General features: G+C 45.9%; 22 protein-coding genes and 8 tRNA genes. 27 read left to right on the top strand and 3 right to left on the bottom strand.

From position 1 onward, the window contains the following. Nucleotides 1–41 precede the first annotated feature (41 nt). The 16 genes from OIU26_RS06065 to yajC all read left to right on the top strand — a co-directional run bounded on the left by OIU26_RS06065 (nucleotide 42) and on the right by yajC (nucleotide 8,893). Nucleotides 42–117, top strand: a tRNA-Val gene (locus tag OIU26_RS06065). Nucleotides 118–147: 30 nt separating this feature from the next. Beyond that, nucleotides 148–224, top strand: a tRNA-Met gene (locus OIU26_RS06060). A gap of 26 nt (nucleotides 225–250) precedes the next feature. Beyond that, nucleotides 251–327, top strand: a tRNA-Asp gene (locus tag OIU26_RS06055). 28 nt (nucleotides 328–355) lie between these two features. Then, nucleotides 356–431: transfer RNA gene (locus OIU26_RS06050), tRNA-Lys, on the top strand. Nucleotides 432–466: 35 nt separating this feature from the next. Further along, nucleotides 467–541 (top strand) — tRNA-Gly (locus OIU26_RS06045). Between the two features lie 5 nt (nucleotides 542–546). Beyond that, nucleotides 547–623, top strand: a tRNA-Arg gene (locus tag OIU26_RS06040). A 12-nt stretch (nucleotides 624–635) separates the two neighbouring features. Further along, a tRNA-Leu gene (locus OIU26_RS06035) sits at nucleotides 636–715 on the top strand. Nucleotides 716–722: 7 nt separating this feature from the next. Beyond that, a tRNA-Pro gene (locus OIU26_RS06030) sits at nucleotides 723–796 on the top strand. A gap of 107 nt (nucleotides 797–903) precedes the next feature. Further along, nucleotides 904–1,605: a BofC C-terminal domain-containing protein gene (locus tag OIU26_RS06025; protein WP_264216241.1), complete on the top strand. Its 702-nt coding sequence runs from the start codon at nucleotides 904–906 to the stop codon at nucleotides 1,603–1,605. Nucleotides 1,606–1,832: 227 nt separating this feature from the next. Then, the gene (gene ruvC / locus OIU26_RS06020) at nucleotides 1,833–2,336 is read left to right on the top strand and encodes a crossover junction endodeoxyribonuclease RuvC (protein WP_016819144.1); all 504 of its coding nucleotides are present in this window, start codon (nucleotides 1,833–1,835) and stop codon (nucleotides 2,334–2,336) included. Continuing rightward, complete coding sequence (ruvA, locus tag OIU26_RS06015; protein WP_264216240.1) at nucleotides 2,333–2,947, top strand: Holliday junction branch migration protein RuvA; 615 nt, start codon at nucleotides 2,333–2,335, stop codon at nucleotides 2,945–2,947. The genes ruvC and ruvA overlap by 4 nt, the downstream gene beginning before the upstream one ends. A gap of 50 nt (nucleotides 2,948–2,997) precedes the next feature. Then, nucleotides 2,998–4,005 (top strand): Holliday junction branch migration DNA helicase RuvB, encoded by a 1,008-nt coding sequence (gene ruvB / locus OIU26_RS06010; RefSeq protein WP_264216239.1) that lies wholly within the window; start codon nucleotides 2,998–3,000, stop codon nucleotides 4,003–4,005. A gap of 227 nt (nucleotides 4,006–4,232) precedes the next feature. Continuing rightward, entirely contained in the window at nucleotides 4,233–6,326 is a 2,094-nt protein-coding gene (locus tag OIU26_RS06005; RefSeq protein ID WP_264216238.1) for a SpoIID/LytB domain-containing protein, read from the top strand. 7 nt (nucleotides 6,327–6,333) lie between these two features. After that, complete coding sequence (gene queA / locus OIU26_RS06000; RefSeq protein WP_264216237.1) at nucleotides 6,334–7,362, top strand: tRNA preQ1(34) S-adenosylmethionine ribosyltransferase-isomerase QueA; 1,029 nt, start codon at nucleotides 6,334–6,336, stop codon at nucleotides 7,360–7,362. Nucleotides 7,363–7,382: 20 nt separating this feature from the next. Then, nucleotides 7,383–8,522 carry a tRNA guanosine(34) transglycosylase Tgt gene (gene tgt / locus OIU26_RS05995; protein WP_264216236.1) on the top strand — a complete coding sequence of 380 codons (1,140 nt, stop codon included), beginning with the start codon at nucleotides 7,383–7,385 and terminating at the stop codon, nucleotides 8,520–8,522. A gap of 35 nt (nucleotides 8,523–8,557) precedes the next feature. Beyond that, entirely contained in the window at nucleotides 8,558–8,893 is a 336-nt protein-coding gene (gene yajC / locus OIU26_RS05990) for a preprotein translocase subunit YajC (protein WP_264216235.1), read from the top strand. A gap of 69 nt (nucleotides 8,894–8,962) precedes the next feature. Here yajC and OIU26_RS05985 read toward each other — a convergent pair whose 3' ends face one another. Then, entirely contained in the window at nucleotides 8,963–9,352 is a 390-nt protein-coding gene (locus OIU26_RS05985) for a TIGR04086 family membrane protein (RefSeq protein ID WP_013372645.1), read from the bottom strand. Between the two features lie 206 nt (nucleotides 9,353–9,558). Between OIU26_RS05985 and OIU26_RS05980 the strand changes: the two genes are divergently transcribed. Next, complete coding sequence (locus tag OIU26_RS05980) at nucleotides 9,559–10,335, top strand: DUF421 domain-containing protein (protein ID WP_264216234.1); 777 nt, start codon at nucleotides 9,559–9,561, stop codon at nucleotides 10,333–10,335. 6 nt (nucleotides 10,336–10,341) lie between these two features. Here the strand turns inward: OIU26_RS05980 and spoVB are convergent, their stop codons facing one another. Continuing rightward, a complete protein-coding gene (gene spoVB, locus OIU26_RS05975) occupies nucleotides 10,342–11,913 on the bottom strand; it encodes a stage V sporulation protein B (RefSeq protein ID WP_264216233.1) in 1,572 nt (523 codons plus the stop codon). A 308-nt stretch (nucleotides 11,914–12,221) separates the two neighbouring features. On the opposite strand from spoVB, the gene OIU26_RS05970 reads away from it, so the two are divergent. From OIU26_RS05970 to OIU26_RS05940, 7 genes are all read left to right on the top strand, one after another. Further along, on the top strand, nucleotides 12,222–12,479 hold the full coding sequence (locus tag OIU26_RS05970) for a post-transcriptional regulator (protein WP_013372642.1): 258 nt from the start codon (nucleotides 12,222–12,224) through the stop codon (nucleotides 12,477–12,479). Nucleotides 12,480–12,569: 90 nt separating this feature from the next. Further along, nucleotides 12,570–13,826, top strand: coding sequence for a protein translocase subunit SecD (gene secD, locus OIU26_RS05965; protein ID WP_264216232.1), 1,257 nt, complete (start codon nucleotides 12,570–12,572; stop codon nucleotides 13,824–13,826). Beyond that, complete coding sequence (gene secF, locus OIU26_RS05960; RefSeq protein ID WP_081275973.1) at nucleotides 13,816–14,730, top strand: protein translocase subunit SecF; 915 nt, start codon at nucleotides 13,816–13,818, stop codon at nucleotides 14,728–14,730. The genes secD and secF overlap by 11 nt, the downstream gene beginning before the upstream one ends. 199 nt (nucleotides 14,731–14,929) lie before the next feature. After that, a complete protein-coding gene (locus tag OIU26_RS05955; protein WP_264216231.1) occupies nucleotides 14,930–15,886 on the top strand; it encodes a cation diffusion facilitator family transporter in 957 nt (318 codons plus the stop codon). 33 nt (nucleotides 15,887–15,919) lie between these two features. After that, complete coding sequence (gene recJ, locus OIU26_RS05950) at nucleotides 15,920–18,316, top strand: single-stranded-DNA-specific exonuclease RecJ (RefSeq protein ID WP_264216230.1); 2,397 nt, start codon at nucleotides 15,920–15,922, stop codon at nucleotides 18,314–18,316. Between the two features lie 65 nt (nucleotides 18,317–18,381). Next, on the top strand, nucleotides 18,382–18,894 hold the full coding sequence (locus tag OIU26_RS05945) for an adenine phosphoribosyltransferase (RefSeq protein WP_013372637.1): 513 nt from the start codon (nucleotides 18,382–18,384) through the stop codon (nucleotides 18,892–18,894). A 228-nt stretch (nucleotides 18,895–19,122) separates the two neighbouring features. After that, entirely contained in the window at nucleotides 19,123–21,171 is a 2,049-nt protein-coding gene (locus OIU26_RS05940) for a methyl-accepting chemotaxis protein (protein ID WP_264216229.1), read from the top strand. A gap of 146 nt (nucleotides 21,172–21,317) precedes the next feature. Here OIU26_RS05940 and uraA read toward each other — a convergent pair whose 3' ends face one another. Further along, a complete protein-coding gene (gene uraA, locus OIU26_RS05935; RefSeq protein ID WP_017427785.1) occupies nucleotides 21,318–22,628 on the bottom strand; it encodes a uracil permease in 1,311 nt (436 codons plus the stop codon). A gap of 269 nt (nucleotides 22,629–22,897) precedes the next feature. Here uraA and OIU26_RS05930 point away from each other — a divergent pair, with 269 nt between their 5' ends. The 3 genes from OIU26_RS05930 (at nucleotide 22,898) to OIU26_RS05920 (ending at nucleotide 25,952) form a co-directional block, all read left to right on the top strand. After that, entirely contained in the window at nucleotides 22,898–25,075 is a 2,178-nt protein-coding gene (locus tag OIU26_RS05930) for a RelA/SpoT family protein (protein ID WP_264216228.1), read from the top strand. Between the two features lie 136 nt (nucleotides 25,076–25,211). Next, nucleotides 25,212–25,658: a D-aminoacyl-tRNA deacylase gene (dtd, locus tag OIU26_RS05925; RefSeq protein WP_013372633.1), complete on the top strand. Its 447-nt coding sequence runs from the start codon at nucleotides 25,212–25,214 to the stop codon at nucleotides 25,656–25,658. 132 nt (nucleotides 25,659–25,790) lie between these two features. After that, on the top strand, nucleotides 25,791–25,952 hold the full coding sequence (locus tag OIU26_RS05920) for a hypothetical protein (RefSeq protein WP_264216227.1): 162 nt from the start codon (nucleotides 25,791–25,793) through the stop codon (nucleotides 25,950–25,952). Nucleotides 25,953–26,132: the final 180 nt, after the last annotated feature.

Raw genomic sequence — 26,132 nt, 5'->3', positions numbered from 1 at the left:
AGGTAACAGGGGTTCGAATCCCCTACGGGTCATAGTAGTATGGAGGCTTAGCTCAGCTGGGAGAGCATCTGCCTTACAAGCAGAGGGTCGGGGGTTCGATCCCCTCAGCCTCCACCATTTATTTTTAATAGACTTCCCTACTATTGCCGCGGGGTGGAGCAGTTCGGTAGCTCGTCGGGCTCATAACCCGAAGGTCGCAGGTTCAAATCCTGCCCCCGCAACCAATTAACTTTTTAATGAAAATTATTATGGAACTGTGGTGTAGAGGCCTAACATGCCTGCCTGTCACGCAGGAGATCGCGGGTTCGAATCCCGTCAGTTCCGCCATTTTCACAAAGTTACATTACCCTGTTGGGAGCCATTAGCTCAGTTGGTAGAGCACCTGACTTTTAATCAGGGTGTCGAAGGTTCGAGTCCTTCATGGCTCACCATTCATGTACTTATACGTCATGGATATAATTGTATTGCGGACGTGGCTCAGCGGTAGAGCATCGCCTTGCCAAGGCGAGGGTCGCGGGTTCGATTCCCGTCGTCCGCTCCATATTTGCGCCCTTAGCTCAGCTGGATAGAGCGTTTGACTACGAATCAAAAGGCCGGGAGTTCGAATCTCTCAGGGCGCGCCATTAACTTCATAAGCCGGTGTGGCGGAATTGGCAGACGCGCGCGACTCAAAATCGTGAGGGAAACCGTGGAGGTTCGAGTCCTCTCACCGGCATCTATTTCGGGATGTAGCTCAGCTTGGTAGAGCACCTGGTTTGGGACCAGGGGGTCGCATGTTCAAATCGTGTCATCCCGATTCAATAGGAAGTCGCTGGAAGCAGCGACTTTTTTGTTATTATCTTTTGTATAAATCAGTAATCTTCAGGTCACACTAACACAAAAAGTGGGACGGAAGGGATTACTGTGAAGCGATTAAGTTGGAAAAAACAGATGAAACGGCGCTGGAAACAGTGGAGAAGAACAGTGTGGGCATGTACTATTTTGGGTGCGGCTTGCTTACTGGCAGGGTTGGGTATTCTGTTTTCAAATCATATGCAGGCTATGCTGTCGCAACCACTGGCTACTCCCGTTATGGCAGAGATGGAGGAGGAGTCACCAAATTATACTTCTACCGAAGACCGCTCCTTGCAGATGCAGCTATTGCAAAGTATTCATGCTTCCGGTATAAGCAGGAAGACCCGTTTGTTAACTACCTACGTATGTGGTACGGAGACCACTTCCTTGGGAACGTTAAGTTCACAACAACTGGAAAGTTTGCTGAAGCAACATCCCGATTGGAAGGGACGGCTTAATACTAAAGGAGAAGTGTGGCTGGAGCGTAGGGTGGAAGATCTGTCGGAGTCATGCAAAGAGCGTGCATATATGGGCTTAAGCACTGATGGACAGCTTACACTGTTTGAAGGGCTGCCTAAAAAGGAAAAAGTAATTCGTACTTTTTTTCAATTGGATATAGGGTCTATGGAGACGGCCTTGCCGGAAGGGGTATATAAACAACTTCAGCAGGGAATCCGTGTACAGGATATAAATGAGTATAACAGTGTAATTTCCACTTTTAGTGACTTCGCAGTGGAGCGAACACAGAGGGTATTAAAGCAACATTATTGATTATAAGTACGGAGACGTTAGGCTTTGCCCATGAGGTGAGGTTTGTAGCGTCTCTTTTTATGTTTTCACTCATGGTTGAATTTTTTCCTCTATTAGATACAAAGTTTTGTTATAATAAAAAGAACGACACATATGTTCGCTTTATATGGGATTTGGTCATGTATATTGACGATAGTACTGACTGTTGGTTAGTTACGCCATGTTTGAGCCATAGGGGAGAGATTTTTTTGCGTTTTCTAGGAATTGATCCGGGTATTGCCATTGTGGGCTTCGGGTTTGTAGACAAGGTTGGCAGTAAGGTGGTTCCTGTGCAGTATGGCTGCATCCAGACGGAGGCACATACCCCCGAAGAAGACAGGCTGCTTCACGTGTATGAAGGCATGTTGCAATTAATTGATAAGTATAAGCCGGATGCGGTAGCATTGGAGAAGCTCTTTTTCAATCGCAATGTTACAACGGCTATGTCTGTAAGCCAGGCACGTGGGGTACTGGTACTGGCTGCCAAACAACGTAATTTGCCTATAGGGGAATACACGCCCATGCAGGTAAAGCAGGCTATTGTAGGGTATGGCAAGGCGGAGAAGAAGCAGGTACAGGAGATGGTTAGAATGTTTCTAAAGCTCCAGGCTGTGCCCAAACCGGATGATGTAGCGGATGCTTTGGCAGTGGCTATTTGTCATGCGCATTCCTATGGACTAAATTCAAAATTAAATGAGGTATTACGAAAATGATAGATTTCTTGCGTGGTTCTGTAGCTCACTTGGAAAATGAATATGTCGTTTTGGATGTGCAGGGTGTAGGGTATCGGGTATTTTGTCCGAATCCTTACGCCTTCGCCAAAACGGAAGGACCGGTGGTTATTTACACTCACCATCATGTAAGGGAAGATGCTATTTTACTGTTTGGGTTTGCAACCCGTGAGGAGCAGCAATTATTCCGTAAATTGATCGATGTGTCTGGTATTGGACCACGGGTGGCTCTTGGTATTTTGGGAGGCGGTACGCCTGCGCATGTGGTGACGGCGATTTATCAGGAGAATATCACATTTCTCACCAAATTACCGGGGATCGGTAAAAAGACGGCACAACGTATGATTCTAGATTTAAAAGACAAGCTGGACGGTATTGGGACGTTAGGAATGGCTACCGGATTGTTTGCGGAGCCTGTTGTAGAAGAAGGCGAAGGTTCGTACTGGAGTGAGGCGCGTGAAGCGCTTAAAGCACTCGGTTACACGGATGCTGAGTTAGATAAGGTATGGAGCAAAATGAAGAAAGATGCGAAACCTGATGATTCTGCCGACATTTTGATGAAACGGGCTTTGCAACTGTTGTTTGCCGGATAGGACGCTGTTGTCCGTGAATAGAAATCTGGTAAAAAGAGGAGCGATGGAATGTGGATGACCGGATTATTTCCGCCAATTTGATGATGGAAGACCAGACGGCGGAGTTAAGCCTTCGCCCCCGTTATCTAAATGAATATATCGGGCAAAATCAGGTCAAGGAAAATCTGAAAGTATATATTGAAGCGGCCAAGATGCGTAAAGAAGCGTTGGACCATGTATTGTTGTACGGACCGCCCGGATTGGGTAAAACCACTTTGGCTAACATTATCGCCAATGAGTTAGGGGTTAATTTACGTACAACTTCAGGTCCTGCAATTGAAAGACCGGGAGATTTGGCAGCATTGCTGACCAACCTTCAAGAGGGTGATGTTTTGTTCATTGATGAAATTCATCGCCTTCACCGTACAGTGGAAGAAGTCATGTATCCGGCGATGGAAGATTTTGCACTGGACATTATGATTGGCAAAGGCCCAAGTGCACGTTCAGTTCGTTTGGATTTACCGCCCTTTACTCTTATAGGCGCTACTACACGCGCTGGGTTGCTCTCTGCGCCATTGCGTGACCGATTTGGCGTTATTAGTCGATTAGAGTTTTATACGACAGACGAGCTGGCTTACATCGTGTCTAGGAATGCGGATATTATGGAAATCGAGATTGTCGGGGATGCAGCGGAGGAAATCGCATTGCGTTCACGGGGGACACCGCGGATTGCCAACCGACTGTTAAAAAGGGTACGTGATTTTGCCCAAGTTGCCGGAGACGGTATTATTCATTCAGAGTTGGCTGCAGAGGCACTAAAGAGACTTCAAATAGATCCACTTGGGCTGGATGAAATTGACCATAAAATGCTTAAGGCTATGATTCATTCATTCCGAGGCGGGCCTGTAGGATTGGACACCATTGCTGCGACCATTGGCGAAGAGAGCCAGACGATTGAGGATGTGTACGAGCCTTATTTGTTACAAATTGGCCTTTTACAAAGAACACCTCGCGGACGAACGGTGACTCCGGCGGCATATGCTCACCTTGGAATTCCCGTGCCAACAGACCCACGGTGACTAGGAAATTATAGTGCACTTTTAAAAATCATTGAGTGTTATTCGTAAGTATGACGATATGAAGTGGATTAGACAGATGAATTGAGCTAAGAAGTGTATAAGTCCGATTCAAGCGGGTTCAAATTTTAGTTTATTCCGCCGATGTATTTAAAGGGATAGACGCGGGTCGAGATCCCGATAAATCATGTAATATAAGTGCTAGTCAGCTAGAATTGGGGGAGCTAGAAATGAGTGGAGATACATTGAACCGAAATAAAAATTTCGGAGCGTGGACAGGCCGGCTCAAACGAGCAGCTTTGATTATGGTATTAGCTACAGCTTGCATACCTTGGCCTTCAGCTGTTCAGGCTGCTGCCGCCCAAGAGGATATTCGTGTAGTGATCTTTGCGGATCTAGGCAGCAAATATAAAGCGACAGTTCCCGCTGTAACTTTGAAATCATCAGGGAGCCTGAGTGTTGGCCAGAACAGTGGGGGCAGCTTTCAGGCTTGGATGGCACTGCCAGACAGTACGGCTCGTTTTAGTGTAGACAGCTATCGAGTGAAGGTGCTTGAAGGAAATGAAGCGGCTGCGATAAAAGCGGCTCAAGCTCTGCAAAAGACTAATGATAAACCTACTGTTTTTATTGGTTCAAAAAACGGTGGCTCTGTCTATCAAGTGTATGCGGGATTATATGCTAGTGAACAGTCGGCACAGGCTGCTGTGCAGCGGATTTCCTCAGCAACCGGAGCACAGGCCGAAGTTAAGGGAAACAAACATTGGTCGACGGGAAGCTACGGAAGCGAGCAGGAGGCTAATCTCGTTCGCACGACAATTGCTGCCGCAGGTTTTGATGCTTTTACCGTAATTCAATCAAGAGGCCAGTATGCTGTATGGGTTGGAGAAGAAAGTAATGACAGTAAGCTGTCGGCCTTGAAAACAGAGCTGGAGAGCAAGCAGCCTAGACTCACCCTTTCCAAAGTGAATACTACTCAAACTGGTCTTATCCTAAGACAGGAAGCAGGAGTAACGACAGGCTCACAGGTGATGCCTCATTACATGCTAAGTGGCTCTAATAATAGCAAGATAATTGTCAACGGCGGTAATAATGGAATCCAAGTGGTCGAAAGGTCACAGCGTACATATCGCGGCGACATGGAGATTGGCATAACGTCAGGACAGCTGGCGCTTGTGAATGAAGTCCCTTTGGAGCAGTATTTGTATTCCGTAGTTGGAGCAGAAGTCTATTCCTCATGGCCAGCTGAAGCGCTTAAGGCTCAAGCGGTAGCGGCTCGCAGTTATGCGCTTGCCCAAGGCAATCGGTTTCAGATCGGCAATGTGGTAGATGGCACGCTAAGCCAAGCTTACAATGGTAAGAGCTCAGAACATGCAAATGTCAACGAGGCTGTAGATGCAACAGCTGGTGAAGTTATTAAGAGTGGCGGCAAAGTGGTCGAAGCTGTATTCTCCTCTAATGCGGGTGGTGTTACAGCAGATGTTTCCGAAGTGTGGAATAGTGGTGGCGAAGCGTTTGCGAGCGTGGACAGCTCAGGAGATACCTCAGCGCAAAAAGGAGCACAGGAGTGGTATCATGTACTTCTCTCCAATGGCAAGACAGGTTATATCCGCGAGGATAACGCTAAGGAGCTGGAGGGAGTCACAGAAGCGGGGTTAGACAAAATCACCGTCACTGCGGAAAATACAAATGTGCGTCCTATTCCTCAAATCCAATCAACGGTTACACCCGTAGCAAAGGCGCAGCCGGGTGAAGAGATGATTGTTCTGGAAAAGGTGCCTCAATCCGGAGACTATGCATGGGTTAGAGGGCCCTTTACAGCAGCTCAGATTGCTAAGTCCTTGCAAGGGAAAATAACTGGCACAGTACCGTCCTCTGTTAATCACCTTGATGTTACCAAACGGGGTCCGTCAGGTCGAGTGTTGGAGGTTGAAGCAGATGGAACTCCTCTAAAAGTGAAGTATCCGGACATGTATCGCTCAGCGATGGGGGGACTACCAAGCACACTGTTTGATATTGCGAGTACCGGCAGTTATACTGTATTAGGCGCTGATGGAGCTACTACTCATGTAAGCGGCACACAAGGTACCCAAATTCTGTCGGCATCTGGCAGCAGCACTTTAAGTGGTAACGGGGTGGTCGTCATGAATGAAGATCGCCATGCACGAGTCATCGACAAAACGCAAAGCTTTATTTTTACAGGTAAAGGGAATGGTCATGGCTTGGGCTTATCACAATGGGGGGCCAATGGATTGGCAGAGCAGGGGTATGATTACAAGAAAATTTTGCAACACTATTACAAAAATGTGGATATAGTTAAGGACTGACCAATATATGAACGTAAATGATTACGATTTTGAACTACCTGAAACATTAATTGCACAGACGCCTTTGCTTGAGCGGACCGCTTCTAGATTACTGATGTTAAACAAAAACAACGGTGAAGTGGGACATCATACATTTTCGGATATTGTGCAGTATCTTCAGCCAGGGGATACGCTGGTTCTGAATGATACCAGAGTAATTCCTGCACGTTTGTTTGGCATCAAGCAAGACACCGGGGCTAAGGCCGAGGTTTTGCTGCTTAAACAACTGGAGGGAGACCGATGGGAAGCATTGGTGAAACCCGGCAAAAAGCTGAAAAAGGGAGCTGTTATTGTTTTCGGTGATGAGCTGAAGGCAATTATTGAGGAAGAAGGAGATATGGGCGGAAGGGTACTTTCATTTTCATATGATGGTATTTTTCAGGAGATCCTGGATCGCTTAGGGCAGATGCCGCTTCCTCCGTATATTAAGGAACAGCTGGATGATCGTGAGCGGTATCAAACCGTTTATGCTCGGCACGAAGGTTCTGCTGCGGCTCCAACGGCAGGGTTACATTTTACCGAAGAATTACTGGACCGGATTAAAGAGAAGGGCGTTACGGTTGCCTTTATCACACTTCATGTCGGTTTAGGGACGTTCAGACCGATGTCGGTGGATACGATTGAAGAGCATGTCATGCATGAAGAATACTATTCATTGTCACAGGAAACGGCGGATGTACTCAATGCAACCAAGGCGCGCGGCGGAAGAGTCGTGGCAGTGGGAACAACCAGTTGCCGAACGCTGGAGACGGTGGGCAATAACTTCGTAGATGGTGTACTACAGGCCAGCAGTGGCTGGACACAGATTTTTATTTATCCAGGCTATAAATTCCGTGTGGTGGATGCAATGATTACGAATTTTCATTTGCCTAAGTCCACCTTGGTTATGCTGGTCAGCGCACTGGCTGGCAGAAAGAATATTATGCATGCTTACCAGGAGGCGATTGACCAAAAATATCGGTTCTTTAGCTTCGGGGACGCTATGTTCATTTATTAATTAAGGATGGTAGAGAAAATATGGCACCAGCAATAAGATACGAACATATTAAGACCTGCAAGCAATCAGGAGCACGTCTTGGGCGTGTACACACGCCTCACGGAGTTATTGAGACTCCAACCTTTATGCCCGTGGGAACTCAAGCAACTGTTAAAACGATGAGCCCTGAGGAACTGAAAGCGATGGATGCTCATATTATTTTGAGTAATACGTACCATCTGTTTCTTCGTCCTGGTCATGATATTATCCGAGAAGCGGGCGGACTGCACAAGTTTATGAATTGGGATCGTCCTATTTTAACAGACAGCGGCGGATTCCAAGTGTTTTCCTTAAGTGAAATGCGTAAGATTTCAGAGGAAGGTGTTCATTTCCGCTCTCATCTAAATGGAGATAAGAAGTTTCTTTCTCCGGAAGTGGCGATGGAAGTCCAAAACTCGCTTGGCTCGGATATTATGATGGCCTTTGATGAATGTCCACCGTTTCCGGCTGAGTATGAATACGTTAAAAAGTCACTGGAGCGCACCAGCCGTTGGGCTGAGCGTTGTTTGGAGGCACATGCGCGTCCACATGATCAAGGGCTGTTCGCCATTGTACAAGGAGGCATGCATGAAGATCTGCGTAAGCAAAGTGCGGCAGATTTGACTTCCATGGATTTCCCGGGGTATGCTATTGGTGGACTGAGTGTAGGTGAACCTAAGCATTTGATGTATGAAGTGCTCGATTACACGGTTCCTCTGCTTCCTACTAACAAACCACGTTATCTGATGGGCGTTGGTTCGCCGGATGCTTTGATTGAAGGCTCCATTCGTGGTGTGGATATGTTCGATTGTGTACTTCCAACCCGAATTGCTCGCAACGGAACAACGATGACAAGTCAAGGACGTCTTGTTGTTCGGAATGCGAATTATGCAAATGATTTTGGCCCGCTTGATCCGGCTTGTGATTGCTACACTTGTCGCAATTATTCACGTGCTTACTTGCGACATTTAATTAAAGCAGATGAAACCTTCGGGCTCCGACTGACAACGTATCATAACTTGCATTTCTTAATACAATTGATGCGTAATGTCAGACAAGCGATTATGGATGACAGGCTGCTTGATTTCCGCGATGAATTTTTTGAGCAGTACGGTCTTCATGATAATGATAAAGGCTTTTAAGTTTTAGGGGAGAGTATACGAAAGGGGGATTTAATGTGTTTCATTTTGCTACAGCTGCAACTGCACAAGGTGGAGCTGGCGGACTTTTTCAAATGATCTGGCCGCTGGCTCTGATGTTTGTAATCTTCTATTTCTTGCTGATTCGTCCGAATCAGAAAAAACAAAAGCAGCGTCAATCGATGCTTCAAGCTTTGAAAAAGGGAGATAAAGTAATTACAATCGGAGGTCTTCACGGTACAATTGTGGAGATTACGGACGATGTGGTTGTTTTGCGTGTGAATGATGTGACGAAGCTGACCTTTGACCGCAGTGCAATTAGTAATGCGATTGCAAAAGACACTGCATCTGAGGAAGTTGTTTCTAAATCGTAATATGCGATTGTTATGCAAAAACCGAGCCTTTGAGGAGGCTCGGTTTTTTTGTGTTACATACATGTTGACTTACTTACTAAAGTTAATGCCAAACATCCCGCCACCTGCTCCTATAACAAACGCGATTCCTAAGTGCAGCAGGTCTTTACCGTTCATGCCTGCATCCAATGCCAAAAAACCGACCAGAAGAACGATTAGTCCATACAGAATGCCTGTAATACCTCCTTGATACCAGCCTTTGTTCGTGGATCTTTTACCGGCGACGAAGCCACCAGATAGCATAGCGAATGCGTGGACGATGTACGTATACAATGATAAGTCCTGTTCTTGCATCTGTGTCATCCACAAGAGTATTGAAAGAATCAATGCGCCAAACAGCATCCATGCAAAGGCATAAAATAAGCCGGATAAAATGGGATGGGCCAGACGAAACGAACACCAGCGGCGAATGAGCTCCATGGATAATTCCTCCTGTACCAAGGTTTGAACTATTATCATTCTATGGCCAAGCTTCCCGGGTTAGTACCAAGTCGTAAGCAGTCTTTCTCTTTATTTCAATAATTTAGCCTTTTGTTTTTTGTATGAGCCGAATGAGGAACGGTCAGAATACGTGTACAATGAACGACTAATGTCTTGTCGCAAGTACAGGAGAGGAGGCGAGCCTATTGAGTCACGATATTTTTGCTCATATTTTTCGGACGCTGCTCATGTATTTTATTGTATATCTGGTGATGCGTTTGATGGGTAAAAGGGAGATCGGAAAATTGTCTGTTTTCGATCTCGTCATATCCATTATGATTGCGGAAATTGCTGTATTCAGCCTGGAGGATATAAAACGTCCACTTTATGAAGGGTTGATTCCTTTAGGAGTGCTGTTAATTTTGCAAATCGGAATTTCCTATTTCAGTCTGAAAAGTCGGCGTCTGCGCTTACTATTTGATGGTAGGCCCAGTGTATTGTACTCAAATGGACAACTAAACAAGGACGAAATGGCGAAGCAACGTTACAACTTAGATGACTTGCTGTTACAACTTCGTGAACAAAATATAGAAAGTTTGGATGAGGTTGAATATGTCATTTTGGAAACAACAGGTAAACTTACGGTGATTGACAAGGATATTTACAATGGCGCTAAACACGAAAAAATAAAGCAGGAACAAAACAAAAATGATTTGATAAGCAAAGAACAACAGGAAAATAAAGTCCACCCTTCTCCACAAATCGGTGGAAAGTTTAGATATGAGGGACTACCGATTCCATTAATTATGGACGGCAAGGTGCTGGATCGAAATTTGGAACGGATGGATATGAACCGTTTTTGGCTTAAAAATCAGATTCAAGCGAAGGGTCACAAAGATTTTAAGGATGTTTTCTTATGCTCGGTCAACCATAGAGGGGATGTGTATATTACACCACCGGCCTATGGAGAATCTTTGGATTAGCTTTTTTTATGCTTTAAACCATCTTCTCAGTATTGGAATGCGTGTGAGGTTGTCCCAGTCGATCATTTTGATCAAGGTCATCAGGAAAAGGTAGAGAATAATTCCCAAGCCTGCGGCAAACATAAATTGGAGCCACATTTGATCGAAAATCGTTAAATGTCTGTAGGTATATAATACCGCTGCCGCCATAATGATCATGCCCATCCCGGTTTTCCAGAAGTCAAGTAAACGTACACGAAAGCGAAGCAGTCTGCTGACACTGAAGCCATGTAGGAGGGTAACGATAGCACTGTTAATACAGATGGCGATGACAGCTCCGTAGATACCGTACTGAGGCTGAGAAGCAAGCCATACAATCAGCACAATTTTGATAATGGCTCCGATAAAGGTGTTCAATAAGGCACTTCCAGGGCGGTCTAACGCCTGAAGTGCTGCCTGAAGCGGGGCCTGAATGTACATAAAAAGTGCAAAGGGGGCCATGAGTTTAAGCATGCCTGCAATATCGCCGTTATTGTAGAGCAGCAGACACAGCGGCTCTGCTAATACATACATAATTACGGCAAATGGAGCTCCTGCGACTAAAGCAAGCCGAAGCGATTGATGCAAACGTTTGTGAATGGCAGTAATATGCCCTTTCGCTGCTGCTTCGGATAACGAAGGCACGAGTGAAACAGCCAGCGAACTGGTAAGGGCCCCAGGTAGTAATAACACAGGAATAACCATGCCTTGCATGGCTCCATATTGTGCGGTTGCCACGCCAGTTGCAATGCCTGCTACGGCGAGGCTACGCATGCATAAGATAGATTCGAGCAAATAAGATAAGGAACCGACAAGTCTTCCAGCAGTAACGGGAACGGATATCGACATAAGACGTGACAAAACGGATAATTGCTCGGTATGAACCTTTGAGGGTAAAGGGGCCTTTGGTTGAAGAATGTGATCTTTTCGCTGGTTCCAGGCATATTGCCACAGCAGCACAACCATGCCAATGAATTCACCCGCCAAAGCACCGAGCATGGCACCTGCAGCAGCGTAGGCTACACCATGAGGAAGTAACAAGTAAGCAAACCAAATGACGCAAAAAATGCGCATGACGGTTTCCGCAATGGAGGAACTTGCGGAAGGAATCATATTTTGTTTTCCTTGAAAATAGCCCCTATAAGCTGAGGAAACAGCAACAATGACAATCATTGGGCTCATACTTACGAATGTATAATACACACGGCTGTCGGTCAGGAGATGGCTTGTGATCCAAGGTGCAAACACAAGACAGATTGCCATGGCGATCAGGCTGAGTGTAATGGTGAAGCGCAAGCTAGTGTGCAAAATACGCCGTGACATCTCGGGTTGCCCCGCCGTTTCAGCTTCAGCTACAAGCTTGGCTACCGCAAGAGGGATGCCCCCAGTAATAAGAGTCACTAGTACAATAAAAAAGGGATACCCCTGCTGGTACAAGCCGACTCCTTCGGGGCCGATGATACGCGGGAGTGCGATTCGGGGAATAAAACCCAGTAGCCGATTGATGATTCCCGCTGCCAATAAAATAATTGCTCCATGAATGAATGTCTGCTTTTTCAATCGCAACTCCCTCTTCCCCAAAATGAAATTCTGCGTCTATGTGTTTCCTTAGAAGATATGCTGGACCTGTCCATGTTCATGACAAGCTTTTCAGTTTAGAAACAAGGTGATCCAGACTACAAGAGGGAGAGTGGTGAATTCTGCTATTGACGAGCGAAATGAATGCATATATTGTTGATTTACGGCTATTTTTCGACGAAAAGAAGGGTTTTCCAAGATCAGGACAGAAATGTTCTATAAAGCAGTCAATAACCCCGCTAATTGCTGATCTGCGGAACCGATAGTCGCTGGGAGGAGGAACGACCATCGTGGGTATGGAAGAGCTGGATGAGCAGGATTGGGATGACGCAATTGAGATACTCTGTCAAAGTAAGGCAGACGAGCTGATTCTCGTAGGCTATGAACATGTCACCAGTAAGGACGTGTGGAATTGCGTCAGCCATAAATATGAAAAGGAGGGTATTCCTCCGCTGCACAAGCTCGTTAACGATATACTTTCCCTTAAAGCGACGAGCTTTATGAACTATTTGACGATGTCCGCATTACGGGGCTCCACTTTCGAATAGAAGGGGGTCTTTTTTTGCGTTCAAATTGACTGCTTTTTGAGGGGTAGCTATAATAGGAATATTGAGAATGAAAGGGGAACATGGGACGGAATGAAGAGAATTCTAAGTTTCATCGTGGTCGTGCTCATAACTACTGGTGTTATGGTCGGGACAAGCCCGGGCCTACTAAAGAGTTTAAAACTAGGCCTCGATTTAAAGGGAGGCTTTGAAATTTTATATGAAGCCCAGCCTTTGGAAGCCGGGCAACGTGTAACCAGCCAGTCTCTGATACAAACAGCACAAAGTCTGGAGAGACGGATTAATGCGCTTGGTACGACTGAGCCGGAAGTAACAACGGAGGGCACCAATCGTATTCGCGTGCGGCTTGCTGGTGTCTCTAATGAGGCAGAAGTCCGCTCCATGCTGAAAAAGCCCGCAGAGTTAACCTTCCGTAGTGCAACGGCAGCAGATGCTAAAAAGCCGGGTCAATACAGCAAAATTGAGCTCCGTGGTAATGATTTTGTGGAGAATGGCGCTGTTGTAGGCTATGACCAACTGAATCAACCTGAGATTAGTATCAAAGTAAAAGACAAAGCCAAATTTGCAGAAATCACAAAGCGACTTTTGAATAAAGAGTTGGCTATTTTCCTGGATGATGAGTTACTGTCTGCACCTACAGTGCGTGGAGAGTTAACGGATGGCAGTGCTTCGATTACAGGTAACTACACACGTGATGAGGCGAACAAGCTAGCAGATACGATAAACCTGGGTGCTCTTCCACTTAAACTGACGGAAAAATATTCTCAGAGCGTAGGGGCTACATTGGGTCAGCTGTCACTGGATCAGACGATCCGTGCAGGTTTGATCGGTTCGATCATCATTCTGATCTTTATGATTGCAATGTTCCGTGTACCAGGCCTAGTAGCCAGCTTCTGTCTCATCGTTCATACCTGGCTGGTGCTTGCGATCTTCTATTTGGGTGGCTTCGTGCTTACACTTCCAGGTATTGCTGCATTCGTGCTTGGGATCGGGATGGCAGTCGATGCCAATATCATAACGTATGAACGGATTAAAGAAGAAATCAAGTCAGGCAAAACGATTCGCTCTTCTGTCATTGCAGGCAGTAAGGCCTCGTTCCGTACTGTTATGGATGCCAATATTACGACAATTATAGCGGCAGCCGTCATGTTTGGTCTGGGTACAGGCTCCGTTCGAGGATTCGCTCTCGTGCTCATCGTTGATATTGTCGTCAGTATTTTGACGAATATCTTCTTCTCGCGCTTCTTGCTCAATCTGCTAGTTAAAGCGGATGCTGTGAAGAAGGCCAAGTATTTTGGTGTGAAGGAGAGTGATATCAGTGCGCTTTAATTGGGACTACAAATATGTCAAGATGAGCAAGTGGTTTTATACATTCTCGATTATCATCACATTGCTTGGTATTTTGAGCTTGTCGATATTCGGTTTGAATTACGGGGTTGATTTTCGTTCCGGTTCCAACGTGGATGTTAATTTGACTAAGGCAGTTACACAAAAACAGATTCAAACTTTGCTGGACAAGAACGGGATCGGCAAAGAGGTGGATTATACACCAGGTAAAGAGCGCTTCGGCATTCGTTTTTCACAAGTATTGACGGATCAGCAAGTGAATGAATTCAAAACCTCTTTTAACAAAGAGCTTGATCCAAAGGCATCATTTGAGGTCAATACGGTGGATACGGAAATGGCGCAAGAGCTGGAGCGAAATGCAATCTGGGCGATTTTGCTGGCCTCTGTGGCCATTGCTATTTACATTTCGATCCGTTTTGAATGGCGTTTTGCAGTTGCTGCAATTGTTTCGTTGCTGCATGATGCGTTTCTCGTCATTAGTATATTCTCCATTTTCCGACTTGAGGTCGATTTGACCTTTATTACGGCTATTCTGACGATTGTTGGTTTCTCCATTAATGACACCGTCGTTATTTTTGACCGTATTCGGGAAAATCTGCGATTTGCAAAGAAAAAGTCCAGAACCGACTTGGAGCAAGTAGTCGATCACAGTATTGCACAGACAATGACGCGTTCACTTGCAACGGTGTTTACAGTGTTTATTGCCTCTGTCTGCCTATTCATTTTCGGCGGCGAATCCATTCGGATGTTCTCGCTTGCGATGGTGATCGGTTTGCTGTTCGGTGCTTACTCTTCCATCTTCATTGCCAGCCCACTGTGGGTAGCTTTGAAGGGGAAACAAAAGACCCCGACAGCTGGTGGAGCAGCCAAAACTGCAAAGTCTTAAGTTACGCAAATACCAGTAGTATAAATTAAAGAGAAAGCCGCGTCTGCTTGGGCGCGGTTTTCTAAGGTTTTAAGATTTACCTTACGCTGTGGCTAATAGTAAAACACCTGATTGTAAAAGGTTTAGTTTTAAGAATTCGGTTATATTGGATTGGAGCTTCATCGGGAAATGGTTAGTTCAGGATTGAGGGGGAAACGTTGTGAATAGCGAACGCAGCCGATCATTAGAAACTGCGGCGTTGAGCGGGATTGTAGGTAATCTCGCGCTGGCTGTTCTAAAGGGAACCGTCGGTTATGCGGCAAACAGCAAGGCGTTGATGGGGGATGCACTGCACACGGCTGCGGATAGTGCTTCCCGTTTGCAGGAACTGCTGTTCTCCAAGGGTGGTACAGATCACGGAGTGCTGGCGCGGTTGCGGAACGGTGAAAAAGTTCGGACGGTCATATCTGTGGTGCTGGCTATTTTAGTGCTGATGAGCGGACTTCAGCTAGGTATTTCCGCCGTTCGTTCATTAAGCAGTTCGGAACCGCAGGCTCCCGGTCTGTATGCTTTAATTACCGTGTTAATTGCCCTGGTGTTGAGAGAAGCGTTATTTCAGTTTCAATATCGCTATTCGATTAAACATGGCCATAAAGCGGAAGCAGATCGGTACGCTAACCATGAACGGTACTCGCTGTATGCATCGCTGATTGCATTGATCGGTATGATCGGTGCAATGACTGGCGAAGCAATGGAATGGCCTGCATTATTGTATCTTGATCCAACTGCAGCTTTGCTGGTAGCCTGTCTGGTGCTGCGTAAAGGGTATCTGCTGGTGATGAATACCGCTTATCAGGCACCTGCACAGCCCTTGCGGGAGGAAGACTCCCAGCGCTTTATGGAGACGATTCAACGAGTATATGGTATTGTAACGGTTGAACACTTACATGCTCAGGAAACGGGCCATTTCATAACAGTGGATGTAACGATAAGTGTTAACCCGCGGATTACGGTGCAGGAAGCGCAGGAAATTGCCGATCGAGCCAAAAATTTACTGTTAGCCCGTTTTCCACAGGTGACTCATGTACAAATGCAGTTCATTTCTTACCAAGCCGGGTATCCTTATAAATCCAATCATGAACTGCCTGATAATGATGCGTCGTCCTTGCTTCAATAAGGCAGGCCGACTATGAAAGAAAGGTGAATAGGATTGCTTCATTCGCAGTACAGATGGAAGACCCCGGATGTTAACCTGGAAGCGGTTCAGCCGTTAACAGAAGAGCTGGGGATTTCACCATTGTTGTCCCGGCTTTTAGTGAACCGGGGCGTCACTACGGCCGGGGAAGCAAACCGCTTTTTGTACGGAAGTGTGGACGATGTACACGACCCATTTCTGCTTCTTGGCATGAAAGAGGCCGTGCCGAGAATTCGCCAGGCTCTGGAGCGCGGCGAGCATATATTAATCTATGGCGATTATGATGCGGACGGCGTATCCAGTACATCATTGATGATTCAGCTTATGCGTTTTCTGAAGGCATCTTATGATATTTACATCCCCCATCGTTCCAATGAGGGATATGGTCTGCACAATCATGCTCTGGACTGGGCACATCAGCAGGGAGTTACGCTGGTCATTACAGTGGATACGGGAATTAGTGCAGTAGAGCAAATTGCTTATGCGACTTCCTTAGGGATCGATGTGATTGTGACTGACCATCATGAACCGCCTGCTGTGCTTCCCGAGGCTTATACTTTGATCAATCCGAAGCTACCGGATTGTCCCTACCCATTTAAAGGTCTTGCAGGCGTTGGTGTTGCCCTGAAGCTAGCTCAGGCGCTGTTGAGTGAAGTACCCGAGGAATGGTTCGAAATCGCTGCTATTGGTACGGTAGCTGATTTGATGCCACTACATGGTGAGAATCGGACGATAGTACGTAGAGGGATTCAATCCATGAGAAAATCCGCATTTCCAGGGATTCGAGCGTTGCTTCATGTAGCGGGCGTGGAGATATCCACAGTAACTTCGGTCAACATCGCATTTGCATTGGCTCCACGGATTAATGCGAGCGGGCGTCTAGATCATGCGGGTCGAGCGGTTTCTCTGCTGACGACAGAAAAAGAGGAGGAGGCAGACCAACTTGCGCATGCACTGGATCTGCTCAATCGTGAGCGTCAACAAGTGGTCGAACGCATTGTGGAGCAAGCCGAGCAGCAATTAGCATCCAAACTAAATGGAGGCAAGCTTCCATCTGTTATTGTTCTGGCTGGTGAGGGCTGGAATGTTGGTGTCGTCGGAATTGTGGCATCCAAGCTATTGGATCGTTATTATCGTCCGACCATTATTCTGGGCATAGATACGGAGACAGGCATGTGCAAAGGCTCTGCTCGTTCTATTCCTGCATTGGATATTTACAGTGCTCTTACAGATTGTCATGAGCTTATGGAGCATTTTGGTGGACATCCTTCGGCAGCGGGGATGACGCTGTCCCGTGACCATCTGGAATTATTCGAAGAGCGGCTAAACCGCTATGCAGGTTCCATTCTGACACCGGAAGATTTTATCCCTATAGCTGAGGCCGATATGGTCTGCCGTCTGGATGAGGTATCTTTACAAGTGGTTGAAGAACTGGAATTGCTCCAGCCTTTTGGGATGGGAAATCCTTCTCCACGATTCGTATTACAGGGACTTCAATTGCGTGAAGCTCGTAAAATGGGACGTGAGAAAAACCATGTGAAGCTATTGCTGGAGCAGAACGGTTTATCGCTGGATGCGATTGCCTTCCGACGTGGCGATTTGGCTGATTTTTTACAGCAGCAAACGGACATAGATCTGTTGGGCGAATTATCAATTAACGAGTGGAACGGTAAACGTTCACTCCAGCTGATGATGCAGGATATTCGTGTACAGGCTCCGCAAATATTTGATTATCGTGGAGTATCGGACCCTCTTGCCGAACTGGAGCGAGGGCTGAGGATCTTCCATCCAAGCTTAGAGGAAAGAAAGAATGATGTTGCGGTGTTGATCCATCCGTCTTCCAGGCTTCGGCCATCGAGCTCCGTGAGCGCTGAATCCTTATGGTTATACGATAAAGATGGCAGCGTTACTCCCAGTGATGGCCAAAAAGATACACAGCACTTTGTGAAGTCGCTGTTCGTACTGGAGCCGCCAGATACACCCGAGCAGTTTCATGCCTTATGGTCTACCTTTGAGAATGTGGAGAATGTATTTCTTCTTCATTCGATCAGTGAGCGTGGCGGCCGGCTCGTAAGCCCCGATAGGGAGCTGTTTAAGCGTATTTACATTGTGCTTTCCCGAAAGGGAACACAGCTAATTGACGAAAAGGCAATGCTACCTGCTCTTAGCCGGCAGTGCTCCTGTTCAGTACGCATGTTATCCAAAGTACTGGATATCTTCGAGGATCTTGAGTTTTTGACGCGTACAGATGGTCAATTTCGTTTTGTATCCAATCCGCCCAAGCGGGATTTAACTGCTTCTCCGCGCTATCAGGAATTGTATAATATGGCTGAGATAGAGCGGTACTTATTGGATGCAGACACCACCCAGATGACGAGTTGGATCATGTCGCTTATGAAGGGTGCGTCTTGAGATACTACCTTGCAGTTTTGTAAAATGTATATACTAATTAGAAGTTTACAGTAGGAGGAACTAAGTTGGACTACAAAGAATATATTCGGGTGATTTCCGATTTTCCACAACCAGGGATTAGTTTTAAGGACATTACGACCCTAATGAAAAATGGTGAACTGTATCGTAAGGCAATCAACGATATGAAGGAACTGGTATCTGATTTAAAAATTGATTTGATTGCAGGTCCGGAAGCACGTGGATTCGTTGTCGGTGCACCTCTGGCTTATGCGCTTGGTGTTGGTTTTATTCCCATCCGTAAGAGTGGTAAGTTGCCTGGAGAAACCATTGAGGAAGCATACGGTTTGGAATATGGTAAGGATACTCTGGCTATGCATAAGGATGCGATTGAGCCGGGGCAAAATGTTCTGATTGCTGATGATCTGCTTGCTACAGGTGGAACCATCGCTACATCCGTTAACTTGGTACGCCAACTTGGTGGCAATGTGGCAGGGGCTGCTTTTCTTATCGAGCTGTCCGATCTCAACGGACGGGCAAAGCTACCTGACGTAGACGTATTCACCTTAATTAAGTATTAAGTGTTTAGAAACCGGGGTTTCCCGGGAAATATTTATACATGGATTGCCTAAATAGTCCGATGGAACATCTCTTTATCTAAAGAGTTGCTCCATCGGACTATTTTTTGATTGTAATTAAATTGGATTATCTTATTGTAACAAATTACCACGGTTTTTATTGGAAAATAGTTATAAAAAAATAAAATAAATGTCGATAAAAGTGTAAAAAGAAACAGAGGTGGATATACATTGGGTATATTTCAATTTAAGAGTTTACAAGCACGGACACTTTCTACCTTGGTTCCGTTAGTACTTATAACGCTGATTTTAATCAACTTTTTGTCTTATTTTTTTGCCAAACAGAAGCTGGATACGGAAATAAGCCAAAATGCTGCTCATTCCTTGTCGAGGGCTCAAGCAGATATTGCAGCTAACGTAGATCGTCATGCTTTGCTTGTTTCGATGCTGACTAAGAGTGCGGAACAACTGGGAACAGAAATGAACATTGAGGGCTATGGACGACTCTTTGAACAAGAGCTGACATTAAATGATATGACTTACGGGTTAGGGATTTATTTTGCTAAAGATGCGTATGATCCAGGAGTGACATACCGTTCAATATATGTGCATAGAGACGGCGAGTTAGTCAAGCAATCGACTGAATATGACGATCCGCAATATGACTATTTAACGCAGCCTTGGTATACAGAAGCCGTGGAACGTGGTAAAGATATAAATTTCACAGAGCCTTTTTACGATAGCAAGCTGAACATCAATATGATTACGGCAGGGAAAGCATTTTACGACAGGGAGGGGAAACTATTAGGTGTCATTACAGGCGACCTAAACATGACGAGTATCCAGACGTATATTGAAAAAATGAAGTTTGGTACTCAAGGTAGTGCGATCTTAGTGGATAAGAATGGAGCCATTCTGTCATCCGGTCTTCAGTCCTTAAAAGCAGGCGAGCCGTTAAAAAACACGATGAATGCGGAAGCAGCACAATCTATTCAAAGTGGTATGTCTGGACAACTATCCATACACATTGATAATGAGGACTACCGGATAATGTACGAAACACTCCCACAAACCGGATGGAAAATTGGTGTATTACTGCCAGAATCGGATTTGAATCGCTCTGCGAATGAAATGCTTAAACTTCTGCTGATTGTTAGTGTTATAGGTATTTTACTAATTATGGGAGCGGTATTGATTAACAATTCAGGCATGATCAAAGAGATTAAAAAAATTAGGCAGATGACCAATCGTATGGCACTTGGTGATTATACCGTTGAATTACCACATCATCGTAAAGATGAATTTGGCCAAATGGCTGATGGGATCAATAAGGTGATTGTTGCAACCAGAGGAATGGCATCACGCTTGAGCGAAGAGTCAGGTGTAATCTCAGGTGTATCTTTAAAAATATCTCAGGAGATTTCCGGAGCGACTAAAGATGCGCACCATAATGCAGGAGAACTGGCGCAGGTAAAGGAAGGGGCAGAGCTTCAGTTGGCCGCAGCAGCAGAAAGTGCGACTGCGATGGAAGAAATGGCTGTTGGCATACAGCGTATTGCTGAATCTATACAGCATGTATCCGAGGCTACCACTGAGATTGAACATAAGGCACAACAAGGAAATGAACGGTTGAACGTGGTCAGCCAAGGAATGCATAAAGCGAAAATGTCTATGGATGAGGCAGGCAGGGTAGTAAGCTCGTTAAATGAGCGGTCCGCTCAAATTGGCAGCATTATTGGAATGATTCAGGATATTAGTGGGCAGACCAAGTTACTGTCGCTGAATGCTTCCATTGAAGCCGCTCGTGCTGGGGAGCATGGCCGAGGGTTCGCTGTAGTGGCTTCAGAAATCGGAAAGCTGGCCGTAAACGTAAGCGAGTCTGCGGAGCAAATTACAAGTCGAATCCGATCCATGCAGGAAGAAACCAAATTCGCTTTGGAAGGAATGCAGCAGGGGGCTCTGGAGATGGATGAAGGCGTATCTATTTTACGTGAGGTGGAAGAACGTTTTATTGCGATGAATCAAGATATTCAGCAGGTGGCGATAGAAGTGCAGGAGGTCTCATCTGCCTCTGAAGAAATGTCGGCAGGCTCAGAGGAAGTTGCAGCCTCCATTGGTTATCTTGCAGACATTGCGAAAGCTTCAGCTGAACGTACAGGCCAAGTCTCGGAACGATCCGAACGGCAGCTAAAGGACCTGAAAGGTCTGGATAGCTCTGCCAAGTCGCTTACAGGTGTTTCCGATACGCTTAATCAGGTCGTATCCCGTTTTCGTGTGTGATATCTTATTTTAAAAATAAATAAAAAAGCCGTGCATAAAAAGACGCCGTTCCATGTAAGAAGGATACTTACACGCTTGTCTATACAGCCTGAGCGTGTTCATCCATAACTAACATGGAGCGGCGTTTTAAAATTGAAAAATAGATATTAATCTGGTGTTTTTTCAGTTAAAGGTTCCTGCGTTTTATCATTCGACCAGCCGAGCACATCAACCAGCTTGAAGAACAAACTCAGAATAATACCGATGATTGTCGCCAGGGCCATACCTTTCAAGGTGACCGCACCCCAAGTGAGCGTAGTACCGCTGATTCCGACCACAAGCACGATGGTGGCGAGCAGCATGTTAGTTGGCTTGGCGAAATCAACTTTTTGCTCGACGAAGATTCTAAGACCAGAGGCAGCGATCACACCGAATAATAGCAAGGATACGCCACCCATAACTGGAGACGGAATATTAGAAACAATCGCTGAGAACGTACCCGAGAAGGACAACAGAATGGCAATAATAGCCGCTCCGCCAATAACCCATACAGAGTACACTTTAGTTAATGCCATAACACCGATATTTTCACCATAAGTCGTATTAGGTGTAGAACCAACAAAACCGGAAATGATGGTAGAAATCCCGTTACCCAGCAAAGAGCGGTGGAGACCAGGATCTTTGGACAACTCACGTCCGACGATGTTGCTCGTCACTAGCAAGTGACCAATATGCTCTACGATGACGACCAGAGCAACCGGAAGAATCGTCAGCATAGCCGAGGCATTAAAGGTTGGAGTGGTAATTGCGGGATGAGCGAACAAAGGAGCGTCCGCAATAGCCTGCGTATTGACCATACCCATGAAATAAGCAAGCACATAGCCCACCACGATACCGATTAGAATATGAATGATTTTGGCAAATCCGCGAAACAACACCGCACCCAGAACAGTAACACCGAGCGTAACGAGGGAAAGGGTGATCGTTTTGGGATCTGGCGTCCAGGCTTTAGTAGGATCGGCATTAATAATGCCTGCCATGCCTGCAGCAACCGGAACCAGTTCCAGACCAATCAAGGCTACGATTGATCCCATGACAGCTGGTGGAAAAACGATGTCTAGCCAACGTGTCCCGGCGTATTTAATTACCAGTGCGACGAGACAGAAAATAATACCTGTAACGATGAAAGCACCCAGGGCCATTGCATAGCCATTGCTGCCAGGGTTACTTTTAAGCACAAGACTGACAGGAGCGATAAAAGCGAAGCTGGAGCCGAGATAGGCAGGGATTTTGCCACGGCAGATCCATATGTACAACAATGTTCCGATACCGTTCATGAGCAAAATCATGCCGGGATCGACGCCAAAAATATTGGGCACCAGCACGGTGCTGCCAAACATGGCAAACAAATGCTGTACGCTGAGCAGGATCCCAGGTCCTGCTGGAAGCTTTTCATTAACTTGAATTTCGCGTTGCAACGCAGTTCACTCCTTAGTTCTTTCAATTATTCTTATATACATTAATTACTTTTCGTAATTTTTTCAATATAATTCGTTTCATTTCGACAACAATTCTGATTTTACTTATCCATGTGTGACAAAATAATGCGACAGTGCCAAACCTGTAATAGTTGACGTGTGGCGTGCTAAGCGTCATAATTGTAGGAAATCACTTTTAAAAGGGAACCTTTGCGCGACATTGATCGGCGGGTTCCATTTTGCATAGAAAGGACACGGAATAGAGCAGAATGGGGATAGAGCAATTACTTAAAAAGGCCGGGGCCTATACCAGAGAAGCAGATCTTATCCGCATCAGGGACGCCTATGATTTTGCCGAGCAGGCCCATTCCGGCCAGACTCGTAAGTCCGGTGAACCTTATATTCTGCATCCGCTTGCGGTTGCTGATATCGTCGTTAATATGCAGATGGATACCATCTCCATTATCGCCGCTCTTTTACATGACGTTGTGGAGGATACGACGGTGTCTTTGGCGCAGATTCGCGAGCATTTTGGCGATACATGTGCGATGCTTGTCGATGGTCTGACGAAGCTGGAGCGTATCCAGTTCCGTTCCAAGGAAGAACAGCAGAACGAAAATTATCGAAAAATGTTTATTGCCATGGCGCAGGACATTCGTGTCATCGTCATTAAGCTGGCAGATCGTCTGCACAACATGCGTACCCTGAAATATCAATCGGAAGAAAGCCAGCGTCGAATCGCTTATGAAACGTTGGAAATTTTCTGTCCGGTTGCAAACCGATTGGGTATTTCAGCGATTAAATGGGAAATGGAAGACATTGCTTTGCGCTATCTGAATCCTCAGCAGTATTATCGCATCGCTAATTTGATGCATAAGAAGAGGGCAGAACGCGAGCAATTTATTGATAATGTCATACAGCGTATCAGAGAGAAGCTTGAAGAGATGGGTATTCAGGCTGATTTGTCTGGACGTCCTAAACATATTTACAGTGTGTTTAAAAAGATGACGACGAAAAACAAGCAATTCAATGAAATATACGATTTGCTGGCGATTCGAATTATTGTGGATAACATTAAAGATTGTTATGCCACACTGGGGATTATCCATACGTTGTGGAAACCGATGCCAGGGCGGTTTAAGGATTATATCGCCATGCCTAAGGCTAATATGTATCAGTCCCTCCATACGACCGTAGTAGGTCCTAATGGAGAGCCTACAGAAGTACAAATTCGCACAGTGGATATGCATCGCACTGCTGAATTCGGGATTGCCGCCCATTGGGCCTATAAAGAAAACAACGGGGCAAATAACACAAACTTTGAGGACAAAATCACCTTTTTCCGAGAAATTCTGGAGTTGCAAAACGAGGCGAAGGATGCTTCGGAATTTGTGGAATCACTCAAAATGGACTTTTTCTCAGACCTTGTGTTTGTCTTTACACCTAAGGGAGAAGTCATTGAGTTGCCGGCTGGATCGGTTCCGCTGGACTTTGCTTTCCGTATCCATACCGAAGTTGGAAATCGAACGATTGGCTCTAAGGTAAATGGAAGAATTGTTCCATTGGATTATCGTCTAAAAACTGGCGATATCGTGGAAATTATGACGTCCAAGCACTCTTATGGACCTAGTCAGGACTGGCTTAAAATTGCTCAGTCCTCTCACGCGCGCAGTAAAATCAAGCAATGGTTCAAGAAAGAAAAGCGTGAGGAAAATGTAGAAAAAGGCCGCGAAAGTCTGGAACGTGAGCTAAGAAAGCGTGATATTGAGCCTTCCGTGTGGATGAGCGAGGACAAACTTCAGGATGTGGCACAAAAGTTCTCTTTTAATGATTCTGAAGATATGCTGTCTGCGGTTGGCTTTGGCGGTATAACCGCAGCGCAGGTTTGTACACGTCTGACAGAGAAGCTGCGCAAGGAACAAGAAGAGGCACGGCTAATCGAACTGACGACCGAGGTCAAGGAGTACAAACCGCAGGGCGAACGGAAAAAAACACCGACCAACGGTGTCAGCGTCAGAGGCGTCGACAATTTGCTCGTTCGCTTTGCACGATGTTGTAATCCCGTACCGGGTGATGACATCATCGGCTACGTAACACGCGGGCGCGGCGTATCTGTGCACCGTACCGATTGCCCGAATATTCCTTCGGGTGTGGGCGAAGATCAGGCGCGCGTGATTGAAGTTGAGTGGGAAGAAGCAGCCGAGGTCAATTATAGCGTCGATATTGAGATTACAGGACATGACCGCAATGGTTTGCTGAACGAGGTGCTCCAGGCCATTTCTGAGAACAAAACTAGCTTCTCGGCCGTGACAGGACGTACAGATAAAAATAAAATGGCAATGATTCACATTACAATTCTTATTCGTAACACGGATCATTTGCATTCTGTTGTCGAACGGATCAAACGGGTGAAGGATGTATACACCGTGCATCGGATTATGCAATAAATTTGTTAGGTGTACACACAGATTTGTATAGCCTTTGTAATACATTTTGGGCACAAGGCTCATAGATGGCTGTAAGAGCCGTGATACGGCTGTGAGCAACTTTTAAGGGGAAAAGTAAAGGAGTAGCGGATAGGCGATGAAGATCATTATTCAGCGCTGTAAAGACGCTCAGGTAACGGTGAATCAAAAGGTGGTCGGCAAAATCGGAACTGGATTAATGCTGCTGGTTGGTATTGGTCAGGGAGATACGGCAGCCGATGCCGTTTATTTGGCGGATAAAACAGCGGGATTGCGTATATTTGAAGATGCTGAAGGCAAAATGAACGACAGTGTTCTGGATGTCGGCGGGGCCATTCTGTCTGTCTCCCAATTTACGTTGTATGGTGACTGCCGTAAAGGAAGAAGGCCCAACTTTATGGGAGCGGCCAAACCTGAGGAAGCGGAGAAACTGTATGATTTCTTCAACAGTCAGCTTCGAGCCAAGGGCCTGGAGGTCGAGACCGGAATTTTTGGAGCTATGATGGATGTTTCCTTGACCAACTGGGGTCCAGTGACGTTGATTTTGGATAGCGAGCGTTCTTAGGTATCCATTCTTGGTATGATCTGAGAACTTGAGCAGAAGAGAATAAAATAGCCGTTTAGAGGGACCCTAATGTCATCCCGGTTGGTGAGTAGCCATCTGGAAAGCCTTAAGGGTGACAGGAGAGACGAAGCTATGCGTCAGACCCCAAAAATGGACGGATATCGAAGCGCGATGTTGCTTTATCCTGGGAGTATGCGAGAGGCAATCAGCCTTACCCGTAATGCAGATGCGTTATTACAGCATGTTGCTACAGCTATGGACAAGCCAGGACTCGGTGCCCTGCCACGAAGGTAACAACGGGAATTCAATGGTAAATGCAGCATTAACGACGTGTTGCCTAAAGCGGCTATTAAGAGATCTAAAATAATTATGTAGCAGTAAATCAGTGAGGAGCCAATGGCTCCTTTTTCTTTTTTTACTGCTGAAAATTGTTATAAACACAGATCGAGCGGGTAATAACAAAGCGTGATAGAC

The sequence above is a fragment of the Paenibacillus sp. BT-177 genome (assembly GCF_025846815.2).
Classification (GTDB): domain Bacteria; phylum Bacillota; class Bacilli; order Paenibacillales; family Paenibacillaceae; genus Paenibacillus; species Paenibacillus polymyxa_C.
This window is presented reverse-complemented; position numbering and strand designations above follow the sequence as displayed.